At 49.0% G+C, this 13313-nt stretch carries 12 protein-coding genes; 6 read left to right on the top strand and 6 right to left on the bottom strand.

All coding sequences use genetic code 11. From position 1 onward, the window contains the following. The first annotated feature begins 6 nt into the window (after positions 1-6). Both purD and NH568_RS06380 read left to right on the top strand, forming a co-directional pair. Positions 7-1290, top strand: coding sequence for a phosphoribosylamine--glycine ligase (purD, locus tag NH568_RS06385; RefSeq protein WP_253045801.1), 1284 nt, complete (start codon positions 7-9; stop codon positions 1288-1290). A 114-nt stretch (positions 1291-1404) separates the two neighbouring features. Continuing rightward, complete coding sequence (locus NH568_RS06380; RefSeq protein ID WP_253045798.1) at positions 1405-2232, top strand: DUF2797 domain-containing protein; 828 nt, start codon at positions 1405-1407, stop codon at positions 2230-2232. A 15-nt stretch (positions 2233-2247) separates the two neighbouring features. Here NH568_RS06380 and NH568_RS06375 read toward each other — a convergent pair whose 3' ends face one another. Continuing rightward, on the bottom strand, positions 2248-4800 hold the full coding sequence (locus NH568_RS06375; RefSeq protein ID WP_253045794.1) for an EAL domain-containing protein: 2553 nt from the start codon (positions 4798-4800) through the stop codon (positions 2248-2250). A gap of 76 nt (positions 4801-4876) precedes the next feature. Between NH568_RS06375 and NH568_RS06370 the strand changes: the two genes are divergently transcribed. Further along, complete coding sequence (locus tag NH568_RS06370; RefSeq protein ID WP_253045791.1) at positions 4877-5170, top strand: DUF4144 domain-containing protein; 294 nt, start codon at positions 4877-4879, stop codon at positions 5168-5170. A gap of 11 nt (positions 5171-5181) precedes the next feature. On the opposite strand, the gene NH568_RS06365 is transcribed toward NH568_RS06370, so the two are convergent. The 5 genes from NH568_RS06365 to NH568_RS06345 form a co-directional block, all read right to left on the bottom strand. After that, positions 5182-6099: a histone deacetylase family protein gene (locus tag NH568_RS06365; RefSeq protein WP_253045788.1), complete on the bottom strand. Its 918-nt coding sequence runs from the start codon at positions 6097-6099 to the stop codon at positions 5182-5184. An 87-nt stretch (positions 6100-6186) separates the two neighbouring features. Continuing rightward, positions 6187-7716, bottom strand: a complete 1530-nt coding sequence (locus tag NH568_RS06360) for a serine hydrolase (protein WP_253046171.1) — start codon at positions 7714-7716, stop codon at positions 6187-6189. A 66-nt stretch (positions 7717-7782) separates the two neighbouring features. Continuing rightward, positions 7783-8283: a gamma-glutamylcyclotransferase family protein gene (locus NH568_RS06355; RefSeq protein WP_253045785.1), complete on the bottom strand. Its 501-nt coding sequence runs from the start codon at positions 8281-8283 to the stop codon at positions 7783-7785. A 14-nt stretch (positions 8284-8297) separates the two neighbouring features. After that, complete coding sequence (locus NH568_RS06350) at positions 8298-8921, bottom strand: LysE family transporter (RefSeq protein ID WP_253045783.1); 624 nt, start codon at positions 8919-8921, stop codon at positions 8298-8300. Further along, entirely contained in the window at positions 8902-9699 is a 798-nt protein-coding gene (locus NH568_RS06345) for a hypothetical protein (protein ID WP_253045781.1), read from the bottom strand. Before NH568_RS06345 ends, NH568_RS06350 begins: the two co-directional genes overlap by 20 nt. Positions 9700-9838: 139 nt before the next feature. Here NH568_RS06345 and NH568_RS06340 point away from each other — a divergent pair, with 139 nt between their 5' ends. The 3 genes from NH568_RS06340 (at position 9839) to NH568_RS06330 (ending at position 12721) form a co-directional block, all read left to right on the top strand. Next, entirely contained in the window at positions 9839-10171 is a 333-nt protein-coding gene (locus NH568_RS06340; RefSeq protein WP_253045779.1) for a 5-carboxymethyl-2-hydroxymuconate Delta-isomerase, read from the top strand. Positions 10172-10252: 81 nt separating this feature from the next. Beyond that, entirely contained in the window at positions 10253-10963 is a 711-nt protein-coding gene (locus tag NH568_RS06335) for a pseudouridine synthase (protein ID WP_253045776.1), read from the top strand. Between the two features lie 126 nt (positions 10964-11089). After that, positions 11090-12721 carry a methyl-accepting chemotaxis protein gene (locus NH568_RS06330; protein WP_253045773.1) on the top strand — a complete coding sequence of 544 codons (1632 nt, stop codon included), beginning with the start codon at positions 11090-11092 and terminating at the stop codon, positions 12719-12721. Positions 12722-13313 lie beyond the last annotated feature (592 nt).

The following is a 13313-nucleotide window of genomic DNA, read 5'->3' as shown; positions in this document are numbered from 1 at the left end:
ATTGCCATGAATATACTCGTCATTGGCAGCGGTGGCCGTGAACACGCTTTGGCGTTCAAGGCTGCACAAAACCCATCTGTAAAAACAGTCTTTGTTGCCCCTGGCAACGCAGGCACGGCGCTTGAGCCAAAACTACAAAATGTCGCCATTGGTGTGGAAGACATCGATGCATTGCTGGCTTTTGCCCAAGAGAATAAGGTCGAGCTGACCATTGTTGGCCCTGAAGCGCCACTGGTGATCGGCGTAGTAGACCGCTTCCGTGAAGCTGGCCTGGCTATTTTCGGTCCGACTCAGGGCGCGGCTCAGCTGGAAGGCTCTAAGTCATTTACGAAGGACTTTTTAGCACGCCATCAGATCCCGACAGCGGCCTATCAGACCTTTGAAGAGATCGAGCCTGCTCTGGCCTATGTCAAAGCACAAGGCGCCCCCATTGTTGTCAAAGCAGATGGCCTGGCTGCCGGTAAAGGCGTGATCGTGGCAATGACCGAAGCGGAAGCGGAAGACGCTATTCGCGATATGCTGGCGGGTAATGCCTTTGGTGAAGCAGGTAGCCGCGTGGTGATTGAGGAGTTCCTTGAAGGTGAGGAAGCCTCGTTCATCGTGATGGTCGATGGTAAGAACGTTTTGCCATTCGCCACCAGTCAGGACCACAAGCGTGCTTACAATGGCGATGAAGGCCCGAACACAGGTGGTATGGGTGCCTACTCTCCTGCCCCGGTTGTGACCGCAAATATCCACCAGCGCATTATGGATGAAGTGATCACCCCGACCGTGGAAGGTATGGCAGCTGAAGGCCACCCTTACACCGGCTTTTTGTATGCCGGCCTGATGATTGCCGCAGACGGTACGCCGAAAGTGATTGAGTACAACTGTCGCTTTGGTGATCCTGAAACGCAACCTATCATGCTACGTTTGCAATCTGATCTGGTTACACTGATTGAAGCGGCCAACCGCCAAGAGTTGGATCAGACTGACATTCAGTTTGATCCTCGCGCCGCTGTGGGTGTGGTGCTGGCAGCTAAGGGCTATCCTGGCAGCTATCCGAAAGGCGATGCCATCTCTGGGCTGCGTGTTACTTACCCGGAAGGTGAGAAAGTCTTCCATGCAGGTACCAAACAGGATGGTGGCGCTGTGGTTACCGCGGGCGGGCGTGTATTGTGTGCCACTGCTTTAGGTCACACAGTAACAGAAGCCCAAAAGCGCGCATATGCGCTGGTACAGGAGATTAACTGGGACGGTGTTGAATACCGTACCGATATCGCCTATCGCGCCATCGCTCGCGAGCAATAAGTTTAATCATACCAAACCGGGTCACTGACCCGGTTTTTATTTCTCTCCCTTCCTTCACCTCTGTGTCGCGCTTTGCTAGGATCGCCTATTTCAACCATCTTTAGGGGCGTAAAGATGCAAGGTACTCTACGTAAGATGCAGGCACAATTGAATTGTGCATCAGCACCAACCATAAACTATCAGCTACCCGTAGGCGACGACCTGTTGCCATTGAACGACCTGATTGGCAAGCGTCTGACGCTCACCTTCAGTGGCAATATTTTCTGCTGTAACTGTGGCAAAAAAACCAAGAAGAGTTACTCTCAGGGTCACTGTTTCGTGTGCATGAAAAAACTGGCCAGCTGCGACATGTGCATCATGAAGCCTGAAACCTGTCATTACGATCAGGGCACCTGCCGTGAACCTGAGTGGGGTGAAACCCACTGTATGATCCCCCACTACGTCTATCTGGCAAATACGTCCGGTCTTAAAGTTGGTATCACTCGTCATACCCAGATCCCAACCCGCTGGATAGATCAGGGTGCCACACAGGCTGTGCCCATCTTCAAAGTCCAGACCCGATTACAATCCGGCTTGGTCGAAGTGGCATTGGCCGAATTCATTGCCGATAAAACCAACTGGCGCAATATGCTCAAGGGTATTAATCCTGAGCTGGACCTCAAGGCATCCGCAGCAGAGCTTATTCCACAGATCCAGGCCAAGCTGGACGAGCTGGCCGAACTGTTTGGTGCCACGGCCATTGAGCGGCTGGATGAAGAAGTGGTAGACCTGAACTTCCCGGTTACCAGTTATCCAAGTAAAATCAGTTCCTTTAACTTTGATAAGGAGCCAGTTGTCAGCGGCACCTTACAAGGTATTAAAGGTCAGTACCTAATCTTTGACACAGGCGTCATCAATATTCGTAAGTTCACATCATACGAAGTCTCGGTAAGCCTGGACTAAATTATACGCGGCTGTTTAACGGCCGTTTACTAGGCGTTGCGGGGGCGCAAGCTCGCTTATGCCCCGCTCTGAGCGATAGAAGTTCAGCCAGTCTGACTGCGGTAACGGGCGGCAGTAGTGATATCCCTGCATGGTATGGCACCCCAGCTTCTGCAAAAACTTCTGCTGCACCGATTTTTCAACCCCTTCCGCCACCACATGTAAGTTCAGTGCTTTTGCCATCGCGACAATCGCCGTCACAATTTCGCTATTCCCATATTCATCGGGAATTTTGGCAATAAAACTTGCATCAATTTTCAGTATGTCGATCGGCAGTTTGGTCAAATAGCTCAGCGCCGAATAACCGGTGCCAAAATCATCCAATGCAATCGATACTCCCAGAGTTTTGAGCTTTTTCAGCATGACCTTGGCATCGTGCAGATTACTCACAAAACTGGTTTCGGTCAGTTCTAACTCCACATAGCGACCATCCAGGTTATGCTGCTCCAGCGCTTTGGCCATGGTCATCACCAAGTCGCCCTGACTGAGATGGCTGGCGGAAATATTAATAGCAATGCGGCGTATATCCAGCCCTTCGTTCAACCATAACGCCATTTGCCGGCAAGCTTCGTTAATCACCCATTGGTCCAGCTTGACAATTAAGCCCAGCTCTTCGGCCAGTGGAATAAACTGCGCAGGCGAGATAGTGCCTAGATTTGGATCCTGCCAGCGCAGCAGACACTCCACACTCATGATCCGACCACTGGTCAGACAGCGCAGTGGTTGATAATGCAGTTCAAACTCCCCCCCTTCCAGCGCACTTTGAAAACGGCTTAACATCGACAAACGTTCCAGCGAACGCGCATTCATTGACGCTTTGTATAACTGGAATGAATTGCGCCCCAGCTCTTTGGAGCGATACATTGCTACGTCCGCATGTTTGAGCAGACTCTCGCTGTCCTGGCCGTCTTCGGGATAGATTGCCGCACCTAAAGAGGCCGTAGCAGTGACGTTAAGTTCTCCAAGTGCAAAGGGCACACTGAGCTCACTTAGGATCTGATCAGCAAAATTAACGACATCTTCCATGTGCTCTACTTCCGTGAGTAACACCACGAACTCATCGCCACCGAGACGGGCAAGTGTATCCCCTTGTTTCAGGATGGCTTTGATCCGTTCACTCACCTGGCTGAGCAGCTTATCTCCGGCGCTGTGGCCTAGCGTGTCATTGACTTCTTTAAAGCGATCCAGATCGATGAACATGACGCTGAGTTTATGTTTATCGCGCTGTGCTGAGGCCAGAGCCATCGACAGTCTATCGTAAAATAAGCGCCGGTTAGGTAATCCGGTTAATTCGTCAAAATAAGCCAGCCGGGCAATTTTTTCCTCAGCATTTTTACGTTCAGTAATGTCACTGAAAATGGCCGCATAAAGGACATCATCACTGTAGGGTTCATTGATCTCAATAATAGTCAGCCACTCAACGTAGACTTCACCACTTTTACGTTTATTGCAGATCTCTCCCTGCCAGACGCCCTTATTTCGCAACTCCTTCCACATCCGTTCATAGTAATCCTGACCATGTACTCCGGAGCTGAGAATACTGGGGTTTTTACCCAGCACTTCGTAATCCTGATACCCGGTTAACGCGCTAAACGCCGGATTTATCTGGATGATCTCACCATTGGCCCGGGTGATCATAATACCATCGAGCGATGCATCGATAATGCGATTGGCCAGATAGAGGTTTTTCTCCGACTTTTGCAGTGCCAAGTCACGCTGAGCCAGCACTTTTTCCAATTCACTGCAGTAAGCCGTTTCTATTTCTGTGAGCACATTTTTCAGTGCCAGTAAGCCCATCACCTGGTTAGACTCTGGCTCACGGATCACCAGATGACGAATAGAACGTGCTGTCATCAAACGATAAGCATCAAACAAGCTATCTTTGGGTGTCATAGACTCCATGGGGTAACTGGCCAGCTCCCAGCAGGGCATTCGCCAGTCCTGATTGAGGATCACATAGGCCACATCCCGTTGCGTGATAATGCCATATTCTGCCAGGGTCTGATGATAGACTAAAACGGCCGTGGTCTTGTCTCGGCGCATCGTATGAATGGCTTCAGAAATACACGCTTGTGCATCCAAGGTGCTGATCTGTGACTCAAAATGATCTTCTATGGGGCGAAAGTGCAGATAGTGGTCTAGTCCCTGATTGCGTACAATGTCAGACAGAGAAACCACGCCCAACGGCCGGTTGTGTGCATCCTTCACCAGTAAATGGCGAATACCCAGTTGATGGAACTTGATGGTCGCTTCACTTAGCGTTTGACTGATCAGGATATCATGAACCGGAGAGTTCATTATATTGCCTATGGCGATCTGTGCCAGACCACGGTGTTCGAAGTCCAGACTGACACAGTCTGACTCCGTCCAAATCCCGACGATTTTATCGTCCTGCGTAATGAATATCGAACTGACCCGCCGCTCTCGCATCAGGCTCAGCGCATCATACAGACACGTGGTGTAGTCACAACACAGCAGGTTATTTGAGTAAACATCTTTAATTTGCAGTTGACGTGTATCGCCCATCATAAGCACAGCCTCGCTTTCAGCCAATCTAATCGAGTATAATGGAGATAATTTAAACAACCTTGACCAAGAACAAATAATGACAATAAAGTCTTACCCGTTCCTATTATGGTTAGACCAAAGTCTAGCTTATGTCAGCAATGAGAGTGAATTGACGGAAATGTGCCATTATTCGGGCCCTGACGAGGGGATCTGTATCTATCGTGATGGCCAGTATATGACTCGTTTCGGGGAGGCGATAGCGCCTCTGTCGGCCGATGCACTCACCCGATTAGTGCAACAAACCTTAGTACAGGAAGGCCAGTGTTGCGTCTCTAAACTCAGTGAATGCAGCGTCGAAGATGCCTTTAAACTGTTAGAGAATATTCGTTAACAGGATAAATCTCAGGCTTCTGCCAGTGCCCGAATATGGCACTCGACACTGCGTCCCAGCGATGACAGATCATAGCCACCTTCAAGGTAGGAAATGATCCCCAGACATGACTGAGCTTTGGCAAAGGCAATCACTTGTTCGGTAAACCAAATATAGTCCTGCTCGACAAAGCTCAGGCCCCCCATATCGTCCTCAAGGTGGCCATCAAACCCGGCACTGATGAAAATCAGCTGAGGGGAAAACGTCTTGAGTCTGGGCAGCCATTGTTGCTCAACCAGAGCCCGAAAGTCACGCCCATCGCTGCCAGCTGGCAGCGGCGAATTTAACACTGAGTCAGTATTTTCAATCGCTGTATTCGGATAGAAGGGGTATTGAAACAAAGAGCAGAACAGCACCTGAGGATCATCGCGGACAATATCCTGCGTGCCATTGCCATGGTGCACATCGATGTCCAGCACCGCAATGCGCTCTACTCCTTGTTGCTTTGCATAAGCCACCGCAATGGCCAGATTATTGAATACACAGAACCCCGAAGAACTATGTTGGTTGGCATGATGGCCAGGTGGTCGAACAGCACAAAAAGCCGCATCCAGCTTACCCGCTAAGACCTCATCGACGGCCAGGATCCCCGCGCCCACAGCCCGCTCGATGGCTTTCATTGAATCCGGACATAACCAGGTATCGCCATCGAGCTCTGCAAGACCTGACTCTGGTAATGCCTCATATACCCGAGTGATATGTTTCTGGTCATGCACTCGTGCAATATCTTCTAATGTCGCCCTGGGTGCTGTTTTATATTCAATGGCGACATCCAACCCGGAGGCCAGAATACGATCAGAGATGGCATCCAGACGCTCCGGACATTCCGGATGGTCCACAATCATTTTATGTTTGCGGCAAAGTGGGTGAGTGATCAACGCCGTACGCATAGCAAAGCCGGTCCTTCGTGAAATAATAGACTAAGTGTATCAGAGCCGACTGGGGCGGACCCTGATACTTTGGTGTAACCTGCCTACTTACTGTTCTGGTAACGATTTAGCTGTAAGCCGCAAATTATGGAAATCAAAACTGAAATCAGTGATATCCGGGTTTACCCAGGACATACTTGCCGCCTCAACCTGTTGCGATGGGGACAAGGTAAAGTGAATATAGGCATCTGCCTCCAGCATAGGTTGTTGCCACCTAACAACAAAGGTATTCCCCGTATGATGGACCAACTTTCCTTTGAGCATCGCAGTGTGGGTAAAATCGATATACAACTGACCATCCAGCTCTTCAACAATGACATCACCATACCAGGGACTGCTCAGGGTGCCTGTATACACCTGATTGGCCAGTGCCGGTTGAGGGTTGTCAACTTTTACTGCACCCGCCTCACTATAAGCTTCCTCGCGCTTTGCGTAATAACGCTCTGCGGTTTCTTTCACCCAGTCTCTGTCTGGCAAGCCGAGTGCGTCTTCAAATACCTCATTGATGATGGCGGTCAGGGCCGGGTAAACCTGCTGATTTGATAACACCACCACACCCAGCTCTTTGCCCGGTATCATCGCTACCTGGGAAACCATGCCCAGGATCCCGCCGCCATGACCCACTTTCTTATGGCCAAAATAATCTTCAATGGCCCAGCCCAGGCCATAGCCTCTGAATTGTTGCTGGTAGTATTTTTTACCCTCTTTACTGGGCTTACGCATAATATGAGGCAACCACATCTGGGTTTGCTGTTCACTACTGAACAAGCGTTTACCTTCAGGTGTTTGTCCTTGTGATAATTGGGTCAGTAGCCAGCGGCTCATGTCATTTGCGCTGGAGGCAATGGCGCCTGCACCACGGAAATCTTCCAGATAATCGATGAAGAATGGCGTAAGTTGGTTATCCCAGTAAATGCTGCCCGTGGCCCAGTTGGTGTTTTGTGCCGGTATCCGTGAAAATCCGGCTTTAGAGGTATTCATGCCCAAAGGCTTAAACAGTCGCTGTTCAACAAATGTACGCCAATCCTGGCCGCTTACCCGATGCACAACCTCACCCGCTACGACAAACATCAGGTTATTGTAGGCATATTCACTGCGAAAACTGCTACTTGTCGGTAAATGCGCAATACCATTAAGCAGATCTGACATGGATTTGTCTGTGTCCGGCCAAATCATCAAATCGCCGGATCCTTTCCCCAACCCGCTGCGATGACTCAGTAAATCGCGGATGGTCATCTCACGCGTTGCATAGGGGTCAGCCAGACGAAATTCCGGGATATGATTAATAACTCTGTCATCCCAGTTCAGCTTGCCCTCATCCACCAGCATAGCCAAAGCCGCAGCAGTAAAAGCCTTACTGTTCGAGGCAATGCCGAACAAGGTATCCGCGTCTACCTTATCCCGATGTGCAACATGGCGCACCCCAAATCCCTTAGCCAGTACCACTTCTGAGCGCTCTACTACTGCCAGTGCGATACCCGGAATATTAAATGTCTCCATCGCTTCGACGACCGCTCGTTCCACTTCTGCGACATTGACTTTAGGTGTGACCTGTCCGGCCAATACCGGGGTATGCATAACAGTCAACAGCGCTGCGGCGATAAGACCTTTGCCAAATTGGTACTTCATTTTTATTTTTCTTCCTTATTGATAAATAGACAACTCCCGCCGGGCCCTGTGATAGTCCAAATCCAGGATACAAGGCTGTCTGGATAACAGCTGCTGATATGATGCGGGAAACTGATGATATTGAACACCCCGAAGCACATGTTCCAGATACCAGGAAAACGGCAACAGGTCGTTGTGAAATTGTTGAGTAAGGTAGCAGTGCGCGGTGGTCTGAGTGCCACATTGACGGACCACATCAACACACTGGCGCGCATACCCCTCTCCTTCTATGCGGTCAAGCAGCGTCACTTCTTGTTCGGTCAACGCATACAGCACACCATGGACACAAGCGTCACCGCTGTGATCTGGTTCAATGGAGCACTTTGCAGAGCCGTCCTGACCCCGATGACGAAAACCCAGGGTATAATCAGGTAACCAGGCTGTACCGAGTAACCTGGCTTGAGGCAAGCGCGCGTGCAGGCGCGCAGGTGTTAAATTTGAACCAAAAGCAAAATTCAGTATTTCTCTTGCTGCCATATGAACTCCCGGCGTTAAATAACCAATCTAAGTGCCAGCAAAAGTAAAACCACCCCTATTGCGCGATCAAACCAGTGTCCGGCACGCTGAAAAAAACCACGAACTTTGGCTTTACTCAACACCAGCGACAGCGATGAAAACCATAACCAGGTCGCGACAGCCATATATAATCCGTAGAAAAGTTGTACGGACTGCGGCGTGTCAGGATCTATCACCAGGGTAAACAAGGAGAGAAAGAATAAGGTGGCTTTGGGATTCAAGGCGTTAACCAAAAATCCGCGACGAAGCGCCGAAAACGCGCTTTCCTGCACCGGCTTCGCTGCATGACTTTGCTGCGAAGCCGGTGCAGCAGTTGCTCGTAATGCCTGAACTCCCATATATGCCAGATAAGCGCCTGCCACATATTTGAAGGCATTAAATAACTCGGGAGACTGAGAGAGCAACAGCGCAACGCCCAGCAAGCAATAGGTGACATGCACCAGAATCCCCAGGCCAACACCCGCACTGGTCATCAACGCATTACGCCGACCAAAACTAATGCTCTGTTTCAACACTATTGCAAAATCCGGCCCGGGACTGGCCACCGCAAAAAAATGGGCCAGCGCAATCAGAACAAACTCATCCAGATAGGGCGACACGACTGCGCTCCTCTAATGCCAGTAAAACCGGATCTGGGGACGATTTTATGATCCCCTTTAACTGTTTCCGGGCCTTCTTATACAGACTTCTTAAATGCGGCTTCAGGTGTCTAGCCCCATTATATTCTGGTTTAAAGTAGCACACGAGCGCGTGCACAAATATGGTTTCAGCTTCACTGAGCGCAGCCTGACGATTCGCATAGGCGTTGTAACAAGAACCACACCCGCCCCTGAAATGATAAGCGCTGTTGCTTAACATCACACCAAAACCCATGAACACCGCCAGAACATCAGCGGCAACAGGCAAGTGTTCCTGACCACCCGGTGGTAACTTACCCACCTGGTGAATTAATATCATTGCCAGAGATCCCGCTAAACTCGCAACCATATCCTGTGGCTGATTAATCTGATTGGGGTTATACGACAACGCAATAGGCAATGCCGGCTGCTGTAACACAGATACCTGATCGCCGCGTAATCCCCCACTTAGGGTGAAACTGGGAAAACTCTGCTGCATCGGCATTTGCTGAGGTGGCAACAGTGCAATTGGCCAATGCTGCAACCCGGCATAATCACACACCCGAGCAAAAACGGTCTGGGCCATTTGCTCAACGCTGCTAACCTGATCCGGGAAATCCTGCACAGTAGGCTCAACAATGCGTGTGTGTTTGAGAAAGAAATCCACATCAAAGTGTTCCACCGCCCAGCCAAACAATGCGATTAACTGCTGAGCCTGAGCCTCATCCAATAGCGGTTTAGATTTAAATATCGCCAGCATATTATCCTGTTATCCGTATAACTGCCTGCCATACCCAAGGCGCCTGTCAGGAATGCCTGATTGCCTGACTAATCACTTGGCAGTGCAAGAAAAGATTCATATCATATCGCCATATTAGCGATAATTATCATGTGATACCATGCCTCATCTCATCATTGAACATTCAGAGAACCTGAATATACCGATTGCTCAACTCGTTCAGGCTGTCCATCAGGGCGCAGAGCGCACGCAGCTGTTTGACCCTGCAACTATCAAAACCCGGGCCATTGCCTACGCCAATTACCAGTTGGGTGGGGCACATCAGGGCTTTATTCATGTTCAGGCGCATATCATTGCGGGGCGAAGCCTGGCACAGAAACAACTGCTGAGCGAAACAATTTTGCATGCGCTGTACAGTGTATGCGGTGAGGAACCACTCAATCTCAGCGTGCATCCCTATGATTTGGAACCCGAGATCTATCGCAAGAACTAGCATATAATAGAGCGTTCCAGAGCTGATCTCAGCTCTCCCGCAGCAACTGGCGGGTCGTATCCAATTAACAGAGCAACTACTATGAAATTCCCCTGCCGTTTAGATAAGTTTGTCAGTCACACCTGTGAGCTGCCACGCAGTAAAGTCAAAATTGGGATCAAAAAAGGTCTGGCCGTTGTCAACGGCGAAAAAGTCAGCAAAGCCGACCATACAATCCAGCAAAGTGATACAGTCGAGTGGGAGGGTGAAAAGCTGGTTTACCTGGGTAAACGTTACTATATGCTGAACAAACCGACCGGTTACGTATGTGCTAATCAGGACGACCTGCACCCCACCGTTTTTGAGCTTTTAGACGAGCCCAACTTAAAAGATTTTCATGTTGCAGGCAGACTGGACCTGGATACCACAGGGCTCGTTTTAATCACCAATGACGGCGACTGGTCACATCAAATCACCTCACCCAAAAAGCAAAAGTACAAAACTTACCTGGTTGAGACACAAGAGCAACTCACAGAAGATGCACTCGAACAATTGCGCCAGGGCGTCGCACTGCACAACGAAAAAAACCTCACCCAGCCCGCCATAGCGGAGCAGCTGGATAAGTATGCGCTACGTTTATCCATCTGCGAGGGGAAATATCATCAGGTAAAACGCATGCTGGCGGCGGTGGGTAACAAGGTTGTTGAGCTGCACCGGGAAAATGTTGCTGGTATCGAACTGGATGCACAACTTGCCCCCGGAGAATACCGCTTACTCAGCGATATCGAGATTAACATAATTAATGCAAAGTAAACCGCTGTCATGCCCCACAATGAGGAAAAATCATCTAAAAACCAGCGAACTTTGACGTTTTTCAGCTTTCCACAATACGGAATTCGTGTTAAATCATAAACTCAGGTTCTGCTACAGGGGCATCACGTGTTTTCATCACTTACGTTAAGAACAAAAATCATTTTATTTGCAGCCTCAATCTTTGTTGCGCTCATCTTAGTGGCAATCGTAGGGCTGCAATCCCTCAGGCATGCGAGCGAAATGGATAATATTGCGCGCATCAACCAGCTGATGAAAAGCACCGCAAACATTGTGCAACAGTTCGAAGGGTTTGTACGCAGCGGCGCATTGTCAGAAGAGCAAGCCAAAACGCTGGCATCGCAAATCCTGCGGGAAAATAAATACCACGATTCTGAATATGTCTATGTGGTAGATAATAAGCTTAATTTTATCGCCGCCCCACACGATCCACATTTACACGACACCAGCTTTAACGATTTCAAAGATGCCAAAGGCAACAGTATTGGTCGCATGGTGGAACGTCTGGTTGGATCACAAACCAATCGTATCATTACCTATAATTGGACATCTGAGCGCAACGGCACCATTGCTGCCATGACCTCAGTAGTGCAAAAAACGCCTTTGTTTGGTTGGTATGTTGGCACCGGGATCAGCTATCAGGAAGTCGATGAGCGATACTGGGATACCGCCAGCTGGCTTGCCTCATTGTCGCTTTTGATAGCCGTTGCACTCACTTTTGCTTTAACCCGGTTTGGTCTGTCACTGTCTAATAAATTGGGTGCCGAACTGGACGATGTACTCGACATTGTTCAGGAAGTTTCTCGTGGTAACCTGACTTCAGAGATCCACAGCGATAACGCCAAACCTGACAGTATTCTGGCCGGGATGGAATACATGCAGGAAGGTCTGAAAGGCGTGGTCGGCGGACTTAAATCGGTCAGTGATTCCCTGAATGAGCAAAGCCACAACGGCGAAAAACGCTCTACCGAATTAGAGTCCCTGACCCGCAGCCTGAGTGAAGAGACCCAAATGGTCGCGTCAGCTATTACTGAGCTTACTGCTTCAGCACAAACTGTTGTTGAGCATGCTGAACAAGCAGCTGATTCTGTGCAACAGGCAGAAAGTCAGGGGCAAAGTGCTGATAAACTGACCACCAAAGCATCAGAGGCCATTGCACTGCTGGAACAACAGATTGATAGTGCTGGTAATAACATCCAGGTGCTCGATGAAGAAGTGAAAAACATTGCGAATGTACTGAGTGTGATCCAAAGCATTGCCGAGCAAACCAACTTACTGGCACTCAATGCGGCCATTGAAGCGGCGCGTGCAGGTGAGCAAGGTCGCGGCTTCGCAGTCGTTGCTGACGAAGTGAGACAACTGGCTCAAAGGACACAAAGCAGTACAGAAGAAATTCATACCATGATCGGCAACCTTCAGTCAGCGACACAAGAAGCAAAGGCGTCGGTCACGCTCAGTATTGCCACCAGTGAAAAAACCGTCACTATGTCTGGCGAAGCAAGTGAGGCACTGAAACGCGTTGCCGAATCGCTCAGCGCAATATCCCAGATGAGCTTTCAGATTGCACAGGCAGCCAAAGAGCAACTTGCAGCTGGAGAAGACACAGCTCACCGAGTCGTCACCATATCTGACACTGCCAGCCAGACAGCCCAGGTGTCTCATCACGCACACCAGGCAACCGACAGTATTACGGCATTGACGCACCAGCTGGAAAAAGAAATGGCAAAATTCAAAGTGTAGTTAGGCTAGTTAATGTTCAGATTTTCAAGAAGAAAAAGTGAAACAAACAATTCAATTAACAAATAATTAAACTTATATGAAAAATTTCATTTCACTTTTCTGGACTAGGTGGTAAATTTATTAACCAGAGCTTAATAGACCTTATGTTGTGCTATATGAAATAAATCATATATGATAGGTCTTAAAGCACACCCTGTTCATCTGAATTACGTTTGCCAAGCCAACACGTAATTTCCCGATGAATGAGCAAAGGCGGAAGCTGTGCCTATACTCAATAAGCTGACTAGCCAGTTATTGTAGTCGTTTTGGTTAGGCAAACAACAATGACATAAGGAACATCAATATGAAAACTCTTTCATTTACTGATTGCCAAAAAGTCGCTGCCGGTTCCAGTGTGTTACACCCTGTTAGACCCGATGCCCAACAATATACTCTCAAATCTGAAACTACACGTACTTCGACATGACAAAGGATTTATCGATTAAAGACCTACTACTACCATACGTTGTGATGGTAGTAGTCATTTTTATTATGCAGGATGCCACCTATGTGTTCATCCTCTCTTGTATTGCGATCATCTCTCTGGTTTTTT

It is taken from the genome of Pseudoalteromonas sp. XMcav2-N, assembly GCF_024124545.1.
In the GTDB taxonomy this organism is placed as follows: domain Bacteria; phylum Pseudomonadota; class Gammaproteobacteria; order Enterobacterales; family Alteromonadaceae; genus Pseudoalteromonas.
Note: the sequence above shows the minus strand (reverse complement) of the source record. Positions and strands in the feature narration are given on the sequence as shown.

Bases quoted from the DNA above. Each gene is read 5' to 3' on its own strand.
- NH568_RS06365 (WP_253045788.1), bottom strand. From the start codon at position 6,099: ATGCGTACGGCGTTGATCACTCACCCACTTTGCCGCAAACATAAAATG.
- NH568_RS06375 (WP_253045794.1), bottom strand. From the start codon at position 4,800: ATGATGGGCGATACACGTCAACTGCAAATTAAAGATGTTTACTCAAAT.
- purD (WP_253045801.1), top strand. From the start codon at position 7: ATGAATATACTCGTCATTGGCAGCGGTGGCCGTGAACACGCTTTGGCG.
- NH568_RS06380 (WP_253045798.1), top strand. From the start codon at position 1,405: ATGCAAGGTACTCTACGTAAGATGCAGGCACAATTGAATTGTGCATCA.
- NH568_RS06340 (WP_253045779.1), top strand. From the start codon at position 9,839: ATGCCTCATCTCATCATTGAACATTCAGAGAACCTGAATATACCGATT.
- NH568_RS06370 (WP_253045791.1), top strand. From the start codon at position 4,877: ATGACAATAAAGTCTTACCCGTTCCTATTATGGTTAGACCAAAGTCTA.
- NH568_RS06355 (WP_253045785.1), bottom strand. From the start codon at position 8,283: ATGGCAGCAAGAGAAATACTGAATTTTGCTTTTGGTTCAAATTTAACA.
- NH568_RS06335 (WP_253045776.1), top strand. From the start codon at position 10,253: ATGAAATTCCCCTGCCGTTTAGATAAGTTTGTCAGTCACACCTGTGAG.
- NH568_RS06360 (WP_253046171.1), bottom strand. From the start codon at position 7,716: ATGCATACCCCGGTATTGGCCGGACAGGTCACACCTAAAGTCAATGTC.
- NH568_RS06345 (WP_253045781.1), bottom strand. From the start codon at position 9,699: ATGCTGGCGATATTTAAATCTAAACCGCTATTGGATGAGGCTCAGGCT.